The 19618-nt window shown below is 41.4% G+C and carries 16 protein-coding genes and 1 tRNA gene; 8 read left to right on the forward strand and 9 right to left on the reverse strand.

The features are described 5' to 3' along the window. Window positions 1-22: 22 nt before the first annotated feature. Window positions 23-979, reverse strand: coding sequence for a methylenetetrahydrofolate reductase (locus CWB85_RS18505; protein WP_016708633.1), 957 nt, complete (start codon window positions 977-979; stop codon window positions 23-25). A gap of 258 nt (window positions 980-1237) precedes the next feature. Between CWB85_RS18505 and CWB85_RS18510 the strand changes: the two genes are divergently transcribed. After that, window positions 1238-4123 carry a M16 family metallopeptidase gene (locus tag CWB85_RS18510; protein ID WP_138555663.1) on the forward strand — a complete coding sequence of 962 codons (2886 nt, stop codon included), beginning with the start codon at window positions 1238-1240 and terminating at the stop codon, window positions 4121-4123. 157 nt (window positions 4124-4280) lie between these two features. Here the strand turns inward: CWB85_RS18510 and CWB85_RS18515 are convergent, their stop codons facing one another. Both CWB85_RS18515 and CWB85_RS18520 read right to left on the reverse strand, forming a co-directional pair. Further along, window positions 4281-4601 carry a helix-turn-helix transcriptional regulator gene (locus tag CWB85_RS18515; protein WP_138555664.1) on the reverse strand — a complete coding sequence of 107 codons (321 nt, stop codon included), beginning with the start codon at window positions 4599-4601 and terminating at the stop codon, window positions 4281-4283. 1 nt (window position 4602) lies between these two features. Beyond that, window positions 4603-5007, reverse strand: coding sequence for a hypothetical protein (locus CWB85_RS18520; protein WP_171039037.1), 405 nt, complete (start codon window positions 5005-5007; stop codon window positions 4603-4605). Between the two features lie 339 nt (window positions 5008-5346). Between CWB85_RS18520 and cysE the strand changes: the two genes are divergently transcribed. Continuing rightward, window positions 5347-6165, forward strand: a complete 819-nt coding sequence (cysE, locus tag CWB85_RS18525; RefSeq protein ID WP_016708638.1) for a serine O-acetyltransferase — start codon at window positions 5347-5349, stop codon at window positions 6163-6165. An 82-nt stretch (window positions 6166-6247) separates the two neighbouring features. Further along, complete coding sequence (locus CWB85_RS18530; protein ID WP_138555666.1) at window positions 6248-6934, forward strand: hypothetical protein; 687 nt, start codon at window positions 6248-6250, stop codon at window positions 6932-6934. Window positions 6935-6955: 21 nt separating this feature from the next. Here CWB85_RS18530 and xseA read toward each other — a convergent pair whose 3' ends face one another. Further along, window positions 6956-8290: an exodeoxyribonuclease VII large subunit gene (gene xseA / locus CWB85_RS18535; protein WP_138555667.1), complete on the reverse strand. Its 1335-nt coding sequence runs from the start codon at window positions 8288-8290 to the stop codon at window positions 6956-6958. Between the two features lie 135 nt (window positions 8291-8425). Here xseA and guaB point away from each other — a divergent pair, with 135 nt between their 5' ends. From guaB to rimI, 5 genes are all read left to right on the forward strand, one after another. Then, window positions 8426-9895 carry an IMP dehydrogenase gene (gene guaB / locus CWB85_RS18540; protein ID WP_016708641.1) on the forward strand — a complete coding sequence of 490 codons (1470 nt, stop codon included), beginning with the start codon at window positions 8426-8428 and terminating at the stop codon, window positions 9893-9895. 104 nt (window positions 9896-9999) lie between these two features. Further along, a complete protein-coding gene (gene guaA, locus CWB85_RS18545; RefSeq protein ID WP_138555668.1) occupies window positions 10000-11577 on the forward strand; it encodes a glutamine-hydrolyzing GMP synthase in 1578 nt (525 codons plus the stop codon). Window positions 11578-11722: 145 nt separating this feature from the next. After that, window positions 11723-11799: transfer RNA gene (locus tag CWB85_RS18550), tRNA-Trp, on the forward strand. 65 nt (window positions 11800-11864) lie between these two features. Continuing rightward, window positions 11865-12173, forward strand: a complete 309-nt coding sequence (locus tag CWB85_RS18555) for a hypothetical protein (protein WP_016708643.1) — start codon at window positions 11865-11867, stop codon at window positions 12171-12173. Next, window positions 12160-12621: a ribosomal protein S18-alanine N-acetyltransferase gene (gene rimI, locus CWB85_RS18560; RefSeq protein ID WP_016708644.1), complete on the forward strand. Its 462-nt coding sequence runs from the start codon at window positions 12160-12162 to the stop codon at window positions 12619-12621. The genes CWB85_RS18555 and rimI overlap by 14 nt, the downstream gene beginning before the upstream one ends. Window positions 12622-12641: 20 nt before the next feature. Here rimI and CWB85_RS18565 read toward each other — a convergent pair whose 3' ends face one another. The 5 genes from CWB85_RS18565 to CWB85_RS18585 all read right to left on the reverse strand — a co-directional run. Continuing rightward, window positions 12642-15320 carry a hybrid sensor histidine kinase/response regulator gene (locus tag CWB85_RS18565; protein ID WP_138555669.1) on the reverse strand — a complete coding sequence of 893 codons (2679 nt, stop codon included), beginning with the start codon at window positions 15318-15320 and terminating at the stop codon, window positions 12642-12644. 284 nt (window positions 15321-15604) lie between these two features. Next, a complete protein-coding gene (locus tag CWB85_RS18570) occupies window positions 15605-17794 on the reverse strand; it encodes a TonB-dependent siderophore receptor (RefSeq protein WP_138555670.1) in 2190 nt (729 codons plus the stop codon). A gap of 115 nt (window positions 17795-17909) precedes the next feature. Next, a complete protein-coding gene (locus CWB85_RS18575) occupies window positions 17910-18326 on the reverse strand; it encodes an ExbD/TolR family protein (RefSeq protein WP_016708647.1) in 417 nt (138 codons plus the stop codon). A 2-nt stretch (window positions 18327-18328) separates the two neighbouring features. Then, entirely contained in the window at window positions 18329-19042 is a 714-nt protein-coding gene (locus CWB85_RS18580) for a MotA/TolQ/ExbB proton channel family protein (protein ID WP_138555671.1), read from the reverse strand. 12 nt (window positions 19043-19054) lie between these two features. Further along, window positions 19055-19618: energy transducer TonB (locus CWB85_RS18585; RefSeq protein ID WP_138555672.1), on the reverse strand; the 564-nt coding region annotated here is incomplete at its 5' end.

Here is a 19618-nt window from a genome sequence, read left to right on the forward strand (position 1 = left end):
GCCCGAAGCCCGAAGCCCGAACCTAAGCTATCTGCTTTTCAGCTAAATTTAATTCCATTGTCGCTTTTAACAAACGATAAAGGTTAATTGACGCATCAATCTCTTCTTTACGGTTGGTTAAACTTTCAATATTTAGCCCTAGTGGTACATCTAAATGGGCACAACTTTTTAGAATTGAATCTAGGTTCTCGCGGCAAATGCGTACTGATTCGCTTAATGGGTTTTCTGCATCAAGCATGCGCCATTTGGTCGCTTCAGGCACTGAAATACCTAGCCATTGCATAAAGTCTAAGGTTTTCTCACTACCGCACGGGGTGAAAGTCAAAATGATACGGTTTGGCTTAATACCTTGCGCTTTACAGCTGCGAGCATAGCTGGTGATCAAATCAATGGTGTCTTGTGCGTTATAAACCGCTTGCGAGATAAAAAACTGACAACCTTGTGCCGTTTTTTCAAGTAAACGCTCATGCTCGTTACGTTTACTTGCATGGCGCTCAGCAATGGTTACACCGCCTAGAAAGAAATCATCAGCTTGCTCTGCGAGTGCTTTATAAGCATTAGGTAAGCTTAACTTTATATCGCCATCAGATGACGGGCTGCCAACTAATACTAAGTTTTTTAAATCAAAGTCGTTCTTTGTTTCGTTTAACCACGCTTTAAATTCTGCTTCGCCACGTTGTGCAACACTTTTATAGGTGATCACATCTAGGTGCGATAAGCTGCGTAATAAATGGCTATATTCACGTGGATCAACCGTTTGCTTAAATGGAAAAGGGCGTGGCTTATCAGTACGGCTGCTCTCGTCTTGAATGTCATAAATAACAACACCGTCATACTCTATTTCATGTAAACGGCCTAACAGCTTTTGGGCAATGGTTTCAAGCTGGGCTTTATCGGTACCAATACGCGGTGGAGTTGTGCCAATTAAGTAAACACCCTGATTGGTATCTTCAATTTTCTCTTGTAATGATAAAGCCATAATCCTCATTCCAGCCAATTAACGTTCTATGTTTGGTAATATAGCAGCCATTTAGACGTCTAGATAGATTTTTTTAATGAAACTTTCTCAATGAATATGAATTTATCTCATGTTCAATTGGTTTTTGGGGACAGGCAATACACAACTGTTTACATAATTCATTGGCCTAGGGGTCTTATATTGATTCACTTTGTTGCATAATCATAAAGGTATAAAAATTTTATAACTAAAAAAATATTCAACTAACAAGGGATAACAATGAAATTTAAATTATTAGCAACAAGTTTAGCGGTAACGCTGGCACTAAGTGGCTGTGCAAGTAGCAGCGGCTCTAATATGGTTAAAGAAGTTGAGATTGAACAGTCAACGGTTGCCAGTAGCAATGACCGTGTGTTTTCACAAGATTACCTATTGGAAGAGCTTGAAAATGGTTTACGGGTTATGGTGGTGAAAACTGATTACCCTGATGTGGTATCACTACAAATACCTGTCTCCGTGGGGTCTCGTAACGAAGTGGAAGCGGGTAAAACGGGCTTTGCACATTTTTTTGAACACATGATGTTTAAAGGCTCTGAAAAATTCCCGCAAGATGTGTATTCAGACATCCTAAAAAACTCAGGTGTAGATAACCGCGCGTACACCACTAATGATTACACTAATTATCACTTAAACTTTTCAAAGCAGCACCTTGATAAAGTACTTGAGATTGAAGCTGATATTTTCCAAAACTTAACGTATTCAGAAGAGCAATTTCGTACGGAAGCATTAACTGTAAAAGGTGAATACCTTAAAAATAACGCCAGCCCAATTCGTAAATTATTGTCTGCGGTACGTAATGAAGCTTTTGACAAGCACACGTACAAACACACCACCATGGGCTTTTTTGAAGATATCGAAGCGATGCCTGATCAAATGGCGTACGGTAAAGAGTTTTTTGAAAAGTTTTATAAGCCTGAATATGTATCGCTAGTGATTGTGGGTGATGTCGATCCGCAAGAGACGATGGCGATGGTTAAAAAGCACTGGGGCGGCTGGCAAAAAGGTAATTACGTTGCTGATATCCCAACTGAGCCTAAGCAACAAGCAGCTAAATATGTACATGAGCAGAATGAAGGCTTACCTGGGCATTGGTTGCTAGTATCATACAAGGGCGCAGCTTGGCAGCCTGAGAAAAAAGACCGCGCAGCCCTTGATTTGCTGTCGCAGCTTTATTTCTCAAATAACTCTGAACTATATCAAGAGTTAGTGGTTGATAAGCAAATTGCCAGTCAAATGTTTACCTACAACCCAGATACAAAAGATCCAGGTTTGTTACATGTATTTGTCAAAGTAGAAAACGAAGAAGACTTAGTTAAAGCGCGTGATGCAATTAATAACACTTACGCTAAAGCGCGTACAGAGCTTGTAGATAGCCAAAAACTAGCTGATTTAAAATCAAACTTAAAATATAGCTTCATTAACGGCTTAGATTCATCACAAGCAATTGCATCAACCCTTGCAAGCTACATGCATTTTGAGCGCGACCCAGAAGTCGTTAATCAATTATATGCAACGGCTGACAGTATCAGCGCGCAAGATATTCAAGATATTGCCAATCAGTATTTTGTTGATAGCAGCCGTACTACGGTAACAATGTCGGCGCTTGATACAGTGGCAGGCTTTGAGCAAGAAGTTGACTTAAACTCCCTTGTTGCGAGTAAGCACATAGTACAAGAGCGTCACTTTAAAGTGCTTGATAAAACCAATAGCTCACCATTAATTGATGTTAACTGGTTATTCCACACCGGTGCTGCGGCTGATCCAAAAGGCAAAAAAGGGGTTGCAGCACTAACCGCAGCCATGCTTGCGCAAGGTGGCTCAGAATCTAAGAGCTATAACGATATCAAACAAGCACTGTACCCGTTGGCAGGTAGCTTTGGTTATCAGATTGATAAAGAAATGATTTCTCTGCAAGGGCGTGTTCATAAAGATAATGCGGCTAAATGGTACGCATTGGTTAGTGAGCAGTTACTAAACCCTGGCTTTAGAGAAGACGACTTTAAGCGTTTAAAGAAAGAGCTGATTGATGGCATAAAATCAGGACTTAAAGCGTCGAACGATGAAGAGCTAGGTAAAGAAGTGCTTTACCATAAGCTGTACCAAGGTCACCCGTATGAAAGTTATAACTATGGTGATTTATCTGATCTAGAAGCGCTAACTTTGGATGATGTAAAAGCGTTTTACGCAAAAGAGTTTACTCAGGCTAAGTTAACGGTTGGTCTAATTGGCGCTGTGCCAGATTCACTTAAAACAACCATGTTTGCAGATTTAAGCCAGTTGCCAAAAGGTCAGCAAAGCCGTTTATCAATTCCTGATGCACCAGTGCTTAAAGGTCACCATGCGACAATTGTTGAAAAGTCAGCACAGTCTACCGCGGTATCATTTGGTTTCCCTATTGATACCATACGTAGCAGTGAAGATTGGACTGCACTTTGGTTAGTGCGTTCATACTTTGGTGAGCACCGTAGCTCAAATGCATATTTATATAATCGTATTCGCCAAACCCGTGGTATGAACTACGGCGATTATGCTTATATTGAGTATTTCCCGCGTGGTATGTTCCAAACAAAACCTGACGCCAACCTAGGTCGCTCTGAACAAATATTCCAAGTGTGGTTGCGCCCACTGCGTTCAAATAATGATGCGCACTTTGCAACACGTACGGCTTTATTTGAACTTGATAAGCTGATCAAAAATGGCATGACCGAAAAAGACTTTGACGCTACGCGTAACTTCTTAATCAACTTTGTGCCGCAAATGGTTGCCAGTCAAAATCGCCAATTAGGTTACGCACTTGATAGCGAGTTTTATGACACTGAATCGTTTGTGAAATATGTAACGAGTAAGCTTGAAAAGCTGACTTTAGCTGATGTTAATCGTGTCATTAAAGATAATTTACAAACTGATGATATCCAGTATGTGTTTATTACCGGTGATGGCAAAGATATGCAAAAACGCTTAGCGTCAGAGCAAACATCGCCAATGGTGTATAACGCAGAAAAGCCGGCAGAGTTAGTAGCTGAAGATAAAGTGATTGCTGACTATAAACTTGCAATTCCTGCGAAAAACATCGAAGTAGTTGCAGTAGATCAAGTGTTTCAATAAAAGCGATATAAATTAAGCTAATTAAAGTGCCCCATTTATTGGGGCATTTTTATAACATCGCGCCAATTTTTACACCTAATCCAAAAAGTATAATTGCACTGACGATAAGCACTAACGTGATGTGTCCTCGCGATTCTTTTGACATCGTTTAAACCCCTTATTTCATAATCAAAAATACAGTGATCATACCAAGCGCAAAGCTGGCAAAAGATGAAATTGCTATCACCGCTGTTATATTTTGTTTATTAATAATCTGTGTTTTAGAGTCTGATGCTGCGAGCTCTTCAAGTCGTATCAATTCGCCTTGGCGAACCTCCAATACAGCACATAAAGCCATAGTAGTCTCTTTAGACGCAGCTCCTTCTTTTTCAACGCGTTGGATGGTGCGTAAACTCACGTCGCAGGCATCGGCAAGTTGTTGTTGAGTCCAATCAAGCTTTTGCCTTAATGCTTTTATAGTTTTGGGGTTAAGTTGCATTTTAAAATTCCCCAAGTAAAAATTCTAAAATAGAAATAAGTATAAAACCGCCAGCGAGTCCGCCCAAGAAACAGCCCACCATAACTTTAAGTGAGGTCTTAGGGTTATTAAACAGTGATGATTGCTGATAGCTTTTAACTAACTTTTTATTTTTATAAAGTGAGCACTCAAGCCTCCCAGTTAAAATATTGTGCATTTCAAATTTAACGTTGAAAGTATTACCTGAGAGTTCAAATTGGTGTTTACTCGTGACATTAATACTGCGCTTTTCACTGACCAATTCATCATTAACATAGACTTCTTCTTTGCCAGTAAAGTAACTACCAAAGCAGGCTATTTGATCGTCACCGTCTTGAAAGTAAAATTTATAGCCAAGTTTTTTTGTGTTGAGTATGTCGTTTTTCATCATCATATTCCTTGTTAAGTTGATGATGCTAATTTAGCGATTGTAATTGTTATTTTCGCCGTCAGCTTTATGCCAGTGGTTATTTTGTCATATGACAGTTAAGCTGTCATGTTTGTTACTTTTTGAATTTTAAGCTTTTAATTTAACTTTATAAATTTTTTACTACTATGCTTACTGTCGTTACAACGATTCTTAAATAGGGGCGATTATTCTTGTTTAGGGTTTTTAAGTTTCGTTATATCTAATAACCAGAACAAATAATTACAGTGTTAACACATACGCCATGAAATCCGTTAAACTGCACAAAAGCTTATATTCGTATTAATTAAAGGCCGTCCTATGCGTCATGAAATTTGGCAACAGCTTCGCGCAGAAGCAAATGAAGTCGTTACCCGCGAACCTCTTTTGGCAAGTCATGTGTATTCATGCATTTTAAATCATGAGTGTTTAGGATCTGCGTTGAGTTTTATCGTTGCGAATAAATTGTCTGATGCTGTGGTATCCGCATTTACTATTCGTGAATTGTTTGACCAAGCCTTTGTTGAGTGCGATCGCATGCTTACTCACGTTGCTCATGATATTAAAGCGGTTAAAGATCGCGACCCTGCTGCCGATACTTATTTAACTGTGATCTTAAACTTAAAAGGTTTTCATGCAATTCAAGCTCATCGACTCGCCCATTGCCTATGGTTACAAAACCGTAAAGAGCTCGCTCGCTTTATTCAAAGCCGTACCTCAGAAGTATTTGGCGTTGATATCCATCCTGCTTGTAAAGTCGGCCATGGTATTATGTTTGACCACGCCACTGGTATAGTGATTGGTGAAACTGCGGTAATAGAAGATAACGTCTCTATTTTACAATCAGTCACTTTAGGGGGCACTGGTAATGAAAAAGGTGATCGTCATCCGAAAATTCGCGCAGGTGTCCTAATTGGTGCGGGTGCAAAAGTGCTCGGAAATATTGAAGTCGGCGAGGGCGCGCGTATTGGCGCAGGCTCTGTTGTGCTAAGTGCTGTGCCGCCGCACACCACAGTTGTGGGCGTGCCGGCTAAAATTGTTGGTAAACCAAATTGCCCTTGCCCTGCGCAAAGCATGAACCAAAACTTTTTAGACGTTGACGAGCCGCAAAACGAATCACATACCAGTGCTATGTTATAAACCACCTTTGACAATGCAGCCAAGGTATTGATTACAAATTGATTGTAAGTTATAAACAAAAGCAGTAAAGGAATGCCAAAATATGATGAAAAATAATTTTACTGCTTTATTGTTAGCTTTTATAGCGGGTGTTGCCTGTGCTTCAATATTCTTTGGTGTCATTTTATTCTCTCAATTGGCAGCTATTGCAGATGATGCTCAATCAGAGCAAGCCTATCAAAAGTTTGTAACAGAAGCACAATCTATTAGCCTAGAATCTGTTTCTGATCATGCAGTAAGTAAACACAGCCAAACAGCAGAAGTCGATGTATTAGAATCTTCAACCCCCTCTTCAGATGTAGAAAATACTCGTGCACTTGAAACCCAGTTAGCACAGCTTCAAGTTGAATTGGAAGCGCAGCGAAAGCTGGTAAAAACATATGAAAAACGTCTAACAGCTCCTTCAGATCTTGAACAAGCATTATTGACTAAATTTGACGAACAAAACCGTAACGAAGAGTGGGCTTACCGCACAGAAACAGCCATGAAAGACTTTTTGCAAATGGCCGATCTTAGCATTAGCCCTGAGTTAGTAAGTGCGCAATGTAAAAGTTCGGTCTGTAAATTTGAGCTTGTAGCACCACAAGATATTGATGACTTTGGTCACACTCAGTGGCGTGAGCTAAATGATCAATTGGTCAAACAAGAATTTTGGCAACAATTTACCGTCACCACTTCTAAATCCAGCGATCGCGACTTTTCTTTACTGCTTGCAACAGAATCGGACTAACCCGGCTCTGCTGCAAAATAGTTAACTAACGACCGATTGAATGACCCCATCCGCTAATTCTGTGAGCAGTAAGTCGCCTTGATTCACTTGCTGCGTTGATTTTATTACCTGCCCTTGCTCGTTTTTAGTAATACTATAGCCGCGTGCCAGCACATTGAGAGGACTCACCGACTCTAAGCGACTCGCTTGAAGAGCCAGTGTATTTTGGCTGCTACGTAGTTGTTGCTGCATACTTTGCTGTAAGCGTGCTTGCAATTGTTGTAACTGATGGCCCGCCTGTGCAAGCATGCGATCCGGTGAGCGCTGCATTAAACGCGGCACTAAATTACTTAAGCGGCGTTCATGCTGGTAAATACGTTGTTGCATTGCTTGTTGCAGTGCTAAAAATAGCTCATCTAAACGCTGTGCTTGTTGATTTAATTGATTGCGCGGGTGGCATAATGTTAACCGGTGTTCAAGTGCGGTGGCTGTATTTTGCTTGGCAGATAGCTGATGTTTAAACGCGTTTGCTAAACGCTGCAATTGTTGTTGAATTTGGTTATAAAGTTCACTGCTATTAGGGCTAACAAGCTCTGCGGCCGCGGATGGTGTGGCGGCGCGGATATCGGCCACATAGTCACTAATGGTGGTATCAATTTCATGCCCGACGGCACTAATGATAGGGAGTCTGCTGGCATAAATTGCTCGCGCCAGTAGTTCATGGTTAAAGCACCATAAATCTTCCAAAGAGCCACCGCCACGGCCTAAAATGAGCACATCAACTTCATTGCGAGCGTTGGCGAGGTTAATTTTATCAATTAACTGCAAATGAGCCTCTTTACCTTGCACCATGGCAGGGTAGATCACCACTTCTAGTTGTGGTGCGCGGCGTTTAAGTACCGTTAAAATATCTTTAATAGCAGCGCCGGTTGCTGATGTGATCACACCTACACGATGCACAACGCTTGGCAATGGCTGTTTGTATGCTGAGCTAAATAAGCCCTCAGCCGCGAGGCGCATTTTCAATTCATCAAACTCTTGCTTTAATTGGCCTTCACCTGCCGCTTCCATGTGTTCAACAATCAGCTGATAATCACCACGCGGTTCATACAAGGATACTCGTGCACGGACAGTGACTTGCGCGCCATTTTCAGGACGATAGCGTTGGCCGCGATTATTGCCACGCCACATCGCCGCTTTTACTTGGGCGCGATCATCTTTAAGCGTAAAATACCAATGCCCAGACGCAGGGGTTATGAAGTTTGAGATCTCACCGGTTAAAATTAACGATGCGAATCCTTGCTCAAGCACAGATCTAATTTCTCTGTTTAGTCTAGAAACGGTATAAACCGTTTGCTGCTGGGATGTTATGGCCATAAAACGACTCTAAAAAGCGATGATGGTGGTATTTTATCATAAATAATTGTGAAATCTTATTTACTCATGTCGATAACGCTGATAAAATTTGGCCGCAATTCCTTATACAAGATCCACATGTGAGAAGTTGCCAAAATGCTTAGAATTGCTAAAGAAGCTCTTACCTTTGATGACGTACTTTTAGTACCAGGTCATTCTACTGTTTTGCCACACACGGCAAACATTTCAACTCGCTTAACGCGTGGTATCAAACTTAACTTGCCGTTAGTTTCAGCATCTATGGATACTGTTACCGAAGCACGCTTAGCGATTGCGCTAGCGCAAGAAGGCGGTTTAGGTTTTATCCACAAAAACATGACAATTGAAGAACAAGCTAAAAACGTACGTAAAGTTAAAACGTACGAAGCCGGTATTGTGTCTTTTCCTGTCACTGTGACAGCGGATTTAACTATTGCGGATGCGGTTGCGTTGTCTGAAGAAAAAGGCTTTTCAGGTTTTCCGGTAACGGATGCTGATAATGGTCTGGTTGGTATTGTTACCAGCCGTGATATGCGTTTCGAAACTAAACTTGAGCAACCTGTTTCAACAGTCATGACTAAAAAAGAAAAGTTAGTCACTGTGAAAGAAGGTGCTGCACGTGAAGAAATCTTAGGTTTAATGCACGAACACCGCATTGAAAAAATTCTTGTAGTTGATGATGCATTTAAATTAAAAGGCATGATCACGGTAAAAGATTACCAAAAAGCACAAGACAAACCTCACGCCTGTAAAGATGACCAAGGTCGTCTACGTGTAGGTGCGGCAGTGGGTGTCGGTCCAGGTACTGATGAACGTATCGCTGCACTTGTTGAAGCGGGCGTTGATGTATTACTTATTGATACTTCACATGGTCATTCACAAGGTGTTATTGACCGTGTTGCTGCAACTCGCCAAGCATACCCAGATTTGCAAATTGTAGCGGGTAACGTTGCAACTGCTGAGGGTGCGATTGCTCTTGCTGATGCCGGTGTTGATGCGGTTAAAGTTGGTATTGGTCCTGGTTCAATCTGTACTACGCGTATTGTTACTGGTTGCGGCGTACCGCAAATTACAGCTATTTCTGATGCTGTTGAAGGCTTAAAAGGCCGTGACATTCCAGTTATCGCCGACGGTGGTATTCGTTTCTCGGGTGATATCGTAAAAGCATTGGTTGCTGGTGCATCATGCGTAATGGTTGGTTCAATGCTAGCAGGTACTGAAGAAGCGCCGGGTGAAGTTGAGCTTTATCAAGGTCGTTACTACAAATCATACCGTGGTATGGGGAGCCTTGGTGCGATGAACCAAAAAGAAGGTTCATCAGATCGTTACTTCCAAAAATCTAACCAAGCAGACAAACTTGTACCAGAAGGTATTGAAGGTCGTGTGGCTTATAAAGGTCCAATCGCGACTATCATTCACCAACAAGTGGGCGGCCTACGCAGCGCAATGGGCTTAACTGGTTGTGCAACGATTGAAGAATTAAACACCAAACCTCAGTTTGTTCGTGTTACTTCAGCTGGTATGGGTGAGTCACATGTTCACGATGTACAAATCACTAAAGAAGCACCTAACTACCGTTTAGGTTAATCAATATAACGTATTGAAATTACTGGGCTAGCATTTGCTAGCCCTTATTTATTTTTAGTCATTCAGATACTCTGAGTGCCAGTTCTTGACTAACGAGATCCTCAATGAGCAAAGACATTCACGATTCACGAATTCTTATTTTAGACTTTGGTTCGCAATACACGCAATTGATCGCCCGCCGTGTGCGTGAAATTGGTGTTTACTGTGAGCTGTGGGCATGGGACGTAACGGAAGAACAAATCCGTGAGTTCAACCCACAAGGTATCATTCTATCTGGTGGCCCAGAGTCAACAACCTTAGAAAACAGCCCACGTGCCCCTGAGTATGTATTTAATGCTGGCGTACCAGTACTTGGTATTTGCTACGGCATGCAAACAATGGCAACGCAACTAGGCGGCAGCGTTCACAGCTCTGATAAAAAAGAGTTTGGTTACGCGCAGGTTGAAAAAGTAGGCAACTGTGCATTATTTGATGCAATTGAAGATCATATTACTGATGGTGGCAATGGCGTACTTGATGTATGGATGAGCCATGGTGATAAAGTAATGGAAATTCCAGCTACGTTTAAAACCACAGCTAAAACGTCTACTTGCCCGCATGCGGCAATGTCTAACGAAGAAAAGCGTTTTTACGGCGTACAGTTCCACCCAGAAGTAACGCACACACATCAAGGCCAACGCTTATTAGAGCGTTTTGCAATTGATATTTGTGGTTGTGAAAAGTTATGGACACCTGCAAAAATCATTGATGACGCGATTGAGCGTATTAAAGACACTGTAGGTGAAGACGAAGTCATTTTAGGCTTATCAGGTGGTGTTGATTCATCAGTTGTAGCTATGCTCATTCACCGCGCTATTGGTGAGCGTCTAACTTGTGTATTTGTTGATAACGGTTTACTTCGTTTAAACGAAGGTCAGCAAGTGATGGACATGTTTGGCAACAAGTTTGGCCTTAACATTGTTAAAGTCGATGCTGAAGATCAATTTTTAGCTGATCTTGCTGGTAAATCAGATCCAGAAGATAAGCGCAAAGCTATCGGTCACACCTTTATCAACGTATTTGATGAGCAAGCTAAAAAGCTTAAAAATGCGAAGTGGTTAGGTCAAGGTACTATCTACCCAGACGTAATTGAATCAGCAGCATCAGCGACAGGCAAAGCGCATGTGATTAAATCTCACCACAATGTAGGTGGATTACCAGATGACATGAAGATGGGCTTAGTTGAGCCTTTACGTGAATTATTTAAAGATGAAGTACGTAAAATTGGTTTAGAGCTAGGTTTACCATACGACATGCTTTACCGTCACCCATTCCCAGGACCTGGTTTAGGCGTGCGTGTACTTGGCGAAATCAAAAAAGAGTACTGTGATTTACTACGCCGTGCTGATGCAATTTTCATTGAAGAACTACATAAAGCTGAGCTTTATCATAAAGTGAGCCAAGCGTTCACGGTATTCTTACCGGTTAAATCGGTCGGTGTTATGGGCGATGCCCGTAAGTACGATTGGGTTGTAAGCCTTCGTTGTGTTGAAACGATTGACTTTATGACTGCACGTTGGTCGCACTTACCGTATGAGTTCTTAGGTGTGGTTTCAAACCGTATCATTAATGAAATCGACGGTATCTCACGTGTTGTTTACGATATTTCAGGTAAACCACCGGCAACGATTGAGTGGGAATAACCTATAAACGGTTTTTTTAACTGATTATAAAACGGCGAATTAGCATGCTAATTCGCCGTTTTGTTTATTTAAAAAGCAAACAAACCAAAAAAGTAATTTTTTTCTTTACCTTTAGCGAAAGGTCTCTATAATTCGTCGTCATTGCAGGGGCGTAGTTCCAATTGGTAGAACAGCGGTCTCCAAAACCGATGGTTGGGAGTTCGAGTCTCTCCGCCCCTGCCATTTCTTCTTTACATCGTTTTTATTACTTCTTATATTGTTCTAGTGTTTAAATCTACTGAGTTGTTATGCATCCACGATACGCAGCTATTTTTGGTATAGAAAACCTTGAACTAAATACGCATTTTCGCTCTGAGCCCGTTGTTGAAGACGTGTGTGAGCCTAAAGCTGAAGCACCACTTATACCCGTTGAGCTAAGCACACAATTACTCGCTGATTTAAATCGCGCTATTACGCCACTGCATATTAGTAATGTAGTAAAGGGCGACACTTTAGCATGGCATGACGGTCAACTGAGCTTACCAACTCAACAGCTTAATGCTGATACTAAACGCGCACTTTGGGCGCTGATGAGCAAACATATTGATAACCTTTAAAGCAGTCACTGAAGCATCGATAGATGCGTTGATGCATATTGAGAACGCATGCCATAGCCATCCATGGGCGCGCAGCACTATGCAATCATGTTTAGCTGGGCGCTATTTTAATTTAGCGGCATTTCAAGCAGAACAAATGATAGGGTTTTATATTGGTGAAAAGGCAGGCCCTGATTTTACCTTAATGGATATCTGTGTAGCACCCCAATTCCAAGGGCAGGGCATTGCTAAGCAGTTACTTGCTAATTTTATAGCTTACGGTGAGCAGCATAATGCTGAAAACTTGTTTTTAGAAGTGCGAGAAACCAACACCCGCGCCATTGCGCTGTATGAACAAGCAGGCTTTAGTGAGATGTCGATACGTAAAAACTATTACCCAAGCGATGATCCAACCAAAAATGGCCATGAAGATGCTATTCTTATGGGCATGACGCTGCTATTTGGCTAACTTAGGTAGGCTAGTACATTTTATACTTCGGTTAACGGCTGTTGCTGTAAGGTGTATTTAATCGACTCAATTAAGCTTAGCGCTAAATAATCACGTCGGCTTTGGTCGCGTCCACGTAAATTATCCTCAAGTGCCGCTGCAGCATGATGAATATTACTAAAACCAAAACAACCAGCACTGCCTTTTAAGCTGTGGGCAAGCGCTCTGAGTTGCTCCCACTCGTTGGCATTGTGTAATTGTGTTACTTGAATTAAATAATCAGGCAACTTTGAACGGTAGTCGTTATTGATTTGCTGGAATTTTTCACTATTGAGTAAGTTTTCCCATTTATTCTGCGTGTCTTTTTCAATATTTAAGTAAGTAACCAGTACACTTTCTAAAGCGTCTTTGTCGATAGGTTTAGCTAGCGCCTCATCACAACCTGCGTGCAGATAAGTATTGACGTCATGTTTCATTACGTTCGCGGTGAGGGCAATGATTGGGCCATCATATGCTGCATGACGCAGCATTTGTGTCGCTTCTAGTCCTCCCATCACTGGCATTTGCATATCCATGATAATCAACTGGTAGTCATTCACTAATGCCATTTCAACAGCCTCAGCGCCATTGTTGGCAATATCTGGCTCAAGCCCCCATGTTTGTAAGAGTAACTTGAGCAATAGTTGATTATCAGGGTTATCTTCTGCGACTAAAATATTGGCATCGAAATTATTTTGTGCAAATGAAAGTTGTAAGTCTTTTTCTGGTGTTAATTGACTTTGCTCTGTGAGCATCAGAGGTAATAGTTCGTTGTCTGTTACTAAGTTGCAGGCAATCTGTACACGAAAACAACTACCTTTGCCAGGAGTACTTTGTACATACACATCACCGCCGAGTAATTGGGCTAAGTTTTTAGAAATACATAAGCCTAATCCTGTACCGCCAAAGCGACGAGTGGTGGTGGTATCAGCTTGTTCAAACGGCTTAAATACCCGTTCAACCTCACGCTCTGACATACCTATGCCACTATCTTGAATGGAAAATTCAATAAGCTGTGAATCACTATTATAAGTAATGTCTAAGGTGATCAAACCTTGTTCGGTAAACTTCACTGCATTACTGGCAATATTGATTAAAATTTGCTTTAAACGCGTGCCATCACTATTAATGATCCGCGGCAGTGGTAAGTGAAAATTAATATTACAGCTGAGCTTTTTCTCTTGTGTTAAAGGACGAATAATAGAATCAATATCATGCACCAGTTGCACTATATCAAGCGGCTCTTTTTCGACAGCGAGCTTTTCCGCTTCAATTTTTGATAAGTCTAAAATATTATTTATGAGCTCAAGTAGGTGCTTCGAGTTGCGCAATATAGTACTTAGGTGCAACGCATCGCCGCTGGTTTTATTACTGTGCAATAGTTGCTCAGTAAAGCCCATAATAGCGGTCAGTGGGGTACGAATTTCATGACTCATATTAGCTAAAAATCGGCTTTTTAATTGATTAGCTTGCTCTGCTTGAGCAATAGCAACCTCTAGCTGGCTATTCATGGTTTCAAGTGCTTTTGTACGACTTTCTACTTTATCTTCAAGGTGATGTTTATATTCTTCCAGTTCGTCTTGGTAATGACGAATTTGGTTTACCATGTGATTAAAATCGTTAAATAATACACCTACTTCATCGTTATTATGGGCGGGCAAGTACACAGATAAGTCACCGTCACCAACGCGATGACTGGCGGCGCCAAGTAATTCTATTGGATTAAGTAATAAATTGCGCACCACAATAAAAATCAGCATCGGCAAGGTGATCACTGAAATAATTACAATTAACGCGGTAATTAAACTGATTGCTTTACCAGATTGATAAAGTAACGCTTTAGGAATGGTCGAGACATAATAATAACCGCCACTCATTTGGATGGCGTAAATCATCCGTTCAACTTTATCTATACTGGATAGCTCTATGGTTGAAAGCTTGCCCAAGTCAGCGAGTTCATGAATTTGTTTTAGTTCATACTCACTAATATATTGGCCGCGTTTATCGTAATCAGAGCTAAATAATATTTTGCCATTATTGGTGAGCAGTAAATTAAGCGTGTTGTTATAAGGCGCTTCTAAAATGCTGGTATTTAAAATGGATGGTTCAACGTGTACTACAATAAAGCCAAGCTGTTGCGGTCGTTTTAGGTAGTAATCGGCACTGTAAATACGTTGAATAAAATACAAGCTCGTGGTGCCATCTTGCTTTTGCACCATAAATTGCTGCTGGCGTAAGTTACTCTGTAATACTTGCGAAAAAAATGGGTAGCTGGTTGGTGCGGTATTTAAGTTACTGGAGTAATAGGCATCGCTATGGCCATCGGGTGAAATCAAATTCACACTAATGATATCAGGGTAAGCCTCTGAGTAACTCGCAAATACATCCATTAGCGCGCCCAGTCTTCGGGTGTAGTTACCGTTGTCGCGTAAGTCATCGGCTAAAAAGTCACTGAGTACAGGGGAAGTTGACAGTAATTTAGTGGTTGAGTGGAACGAATCAATGTAGTTAAACATTTTTTGCTGTTGTTGCTCAACAAAACGACTAACTATAAGTTCCGCTTGTTTTTGTGTAGAACTGGTAACGTTGGTGAGAGTAAAACCACCTAAAAACAGCAAAGGCAAAATCACCAACGGCGTGATATACCATAATAATCTTATACTTAGCTTACTGGTTTTCATTGTGCTGGTGGGATCCTTTGCAATCTATTCCTAATTACTATAGCCATTAGCAAATTGGTGATAATAAATACTTCCCCATAATACACATAGTGAGTAGTAGAAGTCACTTTTGTGGTAATTAAGTTTTCTGATTTGTGGGAAATTGAGTAGTAGGGGATCTAACGTGAGCGGTTTCTTCGTTGTTTTTATTAGCATCTCGAGACGATAGTTAATAGAGTTGTTCCAGTGGGTTGTAAAAAGCAGCTAAGCGCCACTTTTTACATTGGTTACTTATTGCTTAGTTTTTACCATTGATACGTTGCGGTGAGTGCCACCTTACGACGGTCGCCATAGGAGCATGAAGTGCTGCCGCAAGTGGTGATCACTGTTTTATCTGTCAGGTTACGTACATTTAGAGCTAGTTTCCATTGCGCTAAATCATAGCTTAGCATCGCATCCAGTAACGTATAACTGTCGACTGCAATTGGCGCTTTTTCTCCCGTGCCATGATTACTTCCGGTGTAACGTGCCCCTAAGCCAACAGTGAATACATCGGCAAAACGGTAGTCGCCCCACACACTGAATTGATGCTCTGAAATAGCTTTATCTTGCTTACCAATTTCAATTGTATTACCACTTTCAGTGACTTCGGCTGTAGGTATCCAGCTGTATGCCGCAGTGATATTTGTTCTGCTCGTTGGTTGCACCAGTGCTTCTAACTCCACCCCTCGTACTTCAATGGCGCCAGTTTGTTTGAACCCTGCAGGTTCTGTTGTCCATACCCACTGCGTGAAATCACTACGCTCTATATCAAATGCTGCCATGCTATAGCTTGCTGCCGTGTCAAATGGTTGGTAGCGCACACCTACTTCATATTGACGGCCAGTTTCAGGTGAAAATGGCCTACCTTGCTGAGGGTCAACATTAGTGGTTGGGGCAAAAGATTCTGAATAGCTGATATACGGAGCTAAACCGTTGTCGGCTAGGTAAACTAAGCCGGCACGTGCAGTAAACTCTGTATCTGTGCGCTGCGAGGTAGGATCAATAATACCATCGGGCGTTTCATTTTTTATTTCGGCACGATCCCAACGTCCAGCTAGTGTCATTATCCATTTATCATCAAATTTAATTTGATCTTGTAGATAAACACCGACCTGTGCAAGCGTTGAAATACCGGCAATATTTGGTTCTGGCTGAATGACCTCAGAGCCATAGTTCGGCGCAAAGATATCTAAGTCATCTAATACACCGCCGTAGCGAGCAGCTACATCTATTTCAGTGTCCTGATAATCAATACCAAGTAGGATTGTGTGTTGTAGTTTACCTGTATTGATTTTACCTATTAAACGAGTATCAATTGCAAGGCCGGTTACCGTTTCTTGGCTAGATAAAGGGGTACGTTTTAAATAACGAAAGTTATCAGCTGAATGTGGGTCACTATTTTTTTGCGCCCATTTACCCCAGATTACCCCATAATCAACATTAAACTTAGCATAGCGACTGTGTTGTTGAAGTTGCCAATTATTATTGAAGTGGTACTCACCTTGATAGCCTACCACCCATTGCTCTTGTTTATAGCGATTAAAATCGGGCTCACCAATTAAAGTAGAAATAGCGATATCACCATTAGGATTAGGTAATAATGTGCCTTCTAGTGGGTAAGCATGCCACGCGGCGCCAGCGTCAACGTTGTAATATTGCGAGTAAAAGGTGATTTTTCCTTGAGTACTTGGTTGCCAAGTTAATGAAAGCGCTAAATAGTCACGATCATTTTCTAGTGATTCAGTACTGAGTTCAGCATCTTTTGTTAAACCAGTGAACCGGTATAAATATTCACTATCATCATCTAAAGGTCCAGACATATCTACAGCGATTTGTTTTAACTCATAATTCCCCACCTTAACTTGTAATTCATTATGGCTAAATGGAGTTGGCATTTTACTCACTAAATTGACAACGCCACCAGGACCATTTTGGCCATATAATACAGAGGCAGGGCCTTTTAGTACTTCTATGCGTTCCATTCCATAGGGTTCTGTTTGCCATATCCCCCAGTTACCACTGTTTCTGATCTGTAACCCATCTTGATAAAAGCCAGGCGCATAGGCATCGAAACCACGAATATACAACCAATCATATTGAGGTAAATCTCCCCATGGAGAGGTGTTTACACCTGCTGTGTAAGCTAGGGCTTCTGTTACTCGCGTTGCTCCAATTGCTTCTATTTTGTCTGCTGTGACGATGGAAATAGATTGTGGTGTTTCAATGAGTGGCGTATCTGTTTTTGTAGCTGTGACACTCTTACGAGCAATAAAACCATCAACAGGGCCCGTTGCTGTTTCTTGATCAGCATCAGCATTGACAGTGACAGCTTTTAATTGACTCGGCTGATTACTTTTTGCGTAACTAATAGAAATAGAATTAACGGCTATCAATGCAAGCGTAATGGCTGATAGAGGCTTAGGGAATACTAAGATGGGACGAGTAGGTTTCACATAAACTCCTTATTTTTTGTGTGAAATGATTTTTAAATCAGTTTGTTATGTCGTAATGTTGTTTTTAAATTTAGAGATAATGGCTGGTTTTAGGCTACATAAATTAGTAAAATTGCTAAGGTAATTGAGTAACAAAATTTAACGAGGTCACGCCAGAATTCTGCGCCAATGCCATCACTTGTACTACTTTTTCATAGGGTACTTGTGCAGCTCCTTGCAATTGCAAGCTAGGTTGAGGAGATTGCTGCGCTATGTTTGCTAAGTTAGCTTTAAGCGCAGTAATATCAATATCTTGCTGTTGCCATTTGATTTGACCATTAGCCATAACTTGCAAACTTATACTTTCTACATGTTCAGTTAATTCACTTTGTGTTACTTGTGCTTTTGGGAGTTCCACGGTGATGGATTGAGTGATCACCGGCATCGCAATGATAAAAATAATAAGCAACACCAACATTACATCGACAAACGGAGTCATATTGATTTCAGCCATCATTTGTTCTTCATCATTTATTTGTTGACCAAAAGCCATAGCTACTCTCCTACAACTTTTAGTTGATGCGCAGTTTTGCTGGGGGCAGAGCCAATCACTAAGTAAGCATGAACTTCGTGAGCAAAGAAATTGAGGCGCTCTATCACTTGTGTATTTCCGCGAGTTAGTGCGTTATAACCTAAGACCGCGGGGATCGCGACAGCAAGGCCAAAAGCCGTCATTATCAGCGCTTCGCCCACAGGGCCCGCTACTTTATCAATACTAGCTTGACCACTGATGCCTATATTAATTAGGGCATGATAAATACCCCATACAGTACCTAATAAGCCAATAAATGGGGCGGTTGCGCCAACAGATGCTAATATGGCTAAACCTCGCTGCAGCTCCGCTTTACTGCCATCAATAGAATGACGCAAGCATGTTGTCAGCCAGTGTGTGAGATTTAAATCACCGTGCAGTTCATTTTTATGTTGCTGGTAATGCGCTTTAGCATTGAGCCCTTCATTTACTAGCTGACTAAAAGGGGTCGGATGTCCTGAGCGTGTGTCGAGATGTTTTATTTCAGTATGAATGTCTTTAAAGTGCCAAAATCCATTTACTTTTAATGCACAGCGCTGTAATCGAAATAGCTTTACCGCTTTTATTGTAATGACACTCCACGATGCAACAGACATTAAAAGTAGGCATATTGCGACAGTTTTAATTACGCCATCACTTTGTGCCCAAAGCGCTGTAATACCATAGGGACCTTCCATAAATCCTCCTTATCAGGGTTGGTTAAGTGCAAAATGCACGGGTTGTATGTACCAATAGCCAATAGGCGTATTATTTTGTTTCGCTGGTTGATAGTGCCAATGTTTAACAGTGGCTTTAGCTGATTGATCTAATCGAGAAAACCCACTGGATTGGTGCAACTGTATTTGCTCTACCTTGCCACTTACATTGATATAAATTTTTAGTAAAACCGTTCCTTGCTCTTTCATTCTGCGAGATAAGCGAGGGTAGCGTGGAGTTGGATTATTAACGGCATTGGCATCACTTAAGTGTGGTAAAACTAAACCAGCAGGTAGCTCGATATTATAGTCATCAGCATATTGTTGAGTGTTTGAGTTTGTAGGCTCGGCGTTAGGTGCTTGGGTAGGCTTGGGTTGAATTACAGGCTTTGGTTTTGCTACCGGTTTAGGCTTTGCTACCGGTTTAGGCTTTGCTACCGGTTTAGGCTTTGCCACAGGTTCAGGTTTTGCCAAAGGTTCAGGCTCTGCCACAGGTTCAGGCTCTGCCACAGGTTCAGGTTTTGCCACAGGTTCAGACTTTGCCACAGGCTCAGGCTT

This window comes from Pseudoalteromonas sp. S1727, assembly GCF_005886375.1.
Taxonomy (GTDB): domain Bacteria; phylum Pseudomonadota; class Gammaproteobacteria; order Enterobacterales; family Alteromonadaceae; genus Pseudoalteromonas; species Pseudoalteromonas haloplanktis.

Bases quoted from the DNA above. Each gene is read 5' to 3' on its own strand.
- CWB85_RS18505 (WP_016708633.1), bottom strand. From the start codon at position 979: ATGGCTTTATCATTACAAGAGAAAATTGAAGATACCAATCAGGGTGTT.
- CWB85_RS18510 (WP_138555663.1), top strand. From the start codon at position 1,238: ATGAAATTTAAATTATTAGCAACAAGTTTAGCGGTAACGCTGGCACTA.
- CWB85_RS18515 (WP_138555664.1), bottom strand. From the start codon at position 4,601: ATGCAACTTAACCCCAAAACTATAAAAGCATTAAGGCAAAAGCTTGAT.
- CWB85_RS18520 (WP_171039037.1), bottom strand. From the start codon at position 5,007: ATGAAAAACGACATACTCAACACAAAAAAACTTGGCTATAAATTTTAC.
- cysE (WP_016708638.1), top strand. From the start codon at position 5,347: ATGCGTCATGAAATTTGGCAACAGCTTCGCGCAGAAGCAAATGAAGTC.
- CWB85_RS18530 (WP_138555666.1), top strand. From the start codon at position 6,248: ATGATGAAAAATAATTTTACTGCTTTATTGTTAGCTTTTATAGCGGGT.
- xseA (WP_138555667.1), bottom strand. From the start codon at position 8,290: ATGGCCATAACATCCCAGCAGCAAACGGTTTATACCGTTTCTAGACTA.
- guaB (WP_016708641.1), top strand. From the start codon at position 8,426: ATGCTTAGAATTGCTAAAGAAGCTCTTACCTTTGATGACGTACTTTTA.
- guaA (WP_138555668.1), top strand. From the start codon at position 10,000: ATGAGCAAAGACATTCACGATTCACGAATTCTTATTTTAGACTTTGGT.
- CWB85_RS18555 (WP_016708643.1), top strand. From the start codon at position 11,865: ATGCATCCACGATACGCAGCTATTTTTGGTATAGAAAACCTTGAACTA.
- CWB85_RS18565 (WP_138555669.1), bottom strand. From the start codon at position 15,320: ATGAAAACCAGTAAGCTAAGTATAAGATTATTATGGTATATCACGCCG.
- CWB85_RS18575 (WP_016708647.1), bottom strand. From the start codon at position 18,326: ATGGCTTTTGGTCAACAAATAAATGATGAAGAACAAATGATGGCTGAA.
- CWB85_RS18580 (WP_138555671.1), bottom strand. From the start codon at position 19,042: ATGGAAGGTCCCTATGGTATTACAGCGCTTTGGGCACAAAGTGATGGC.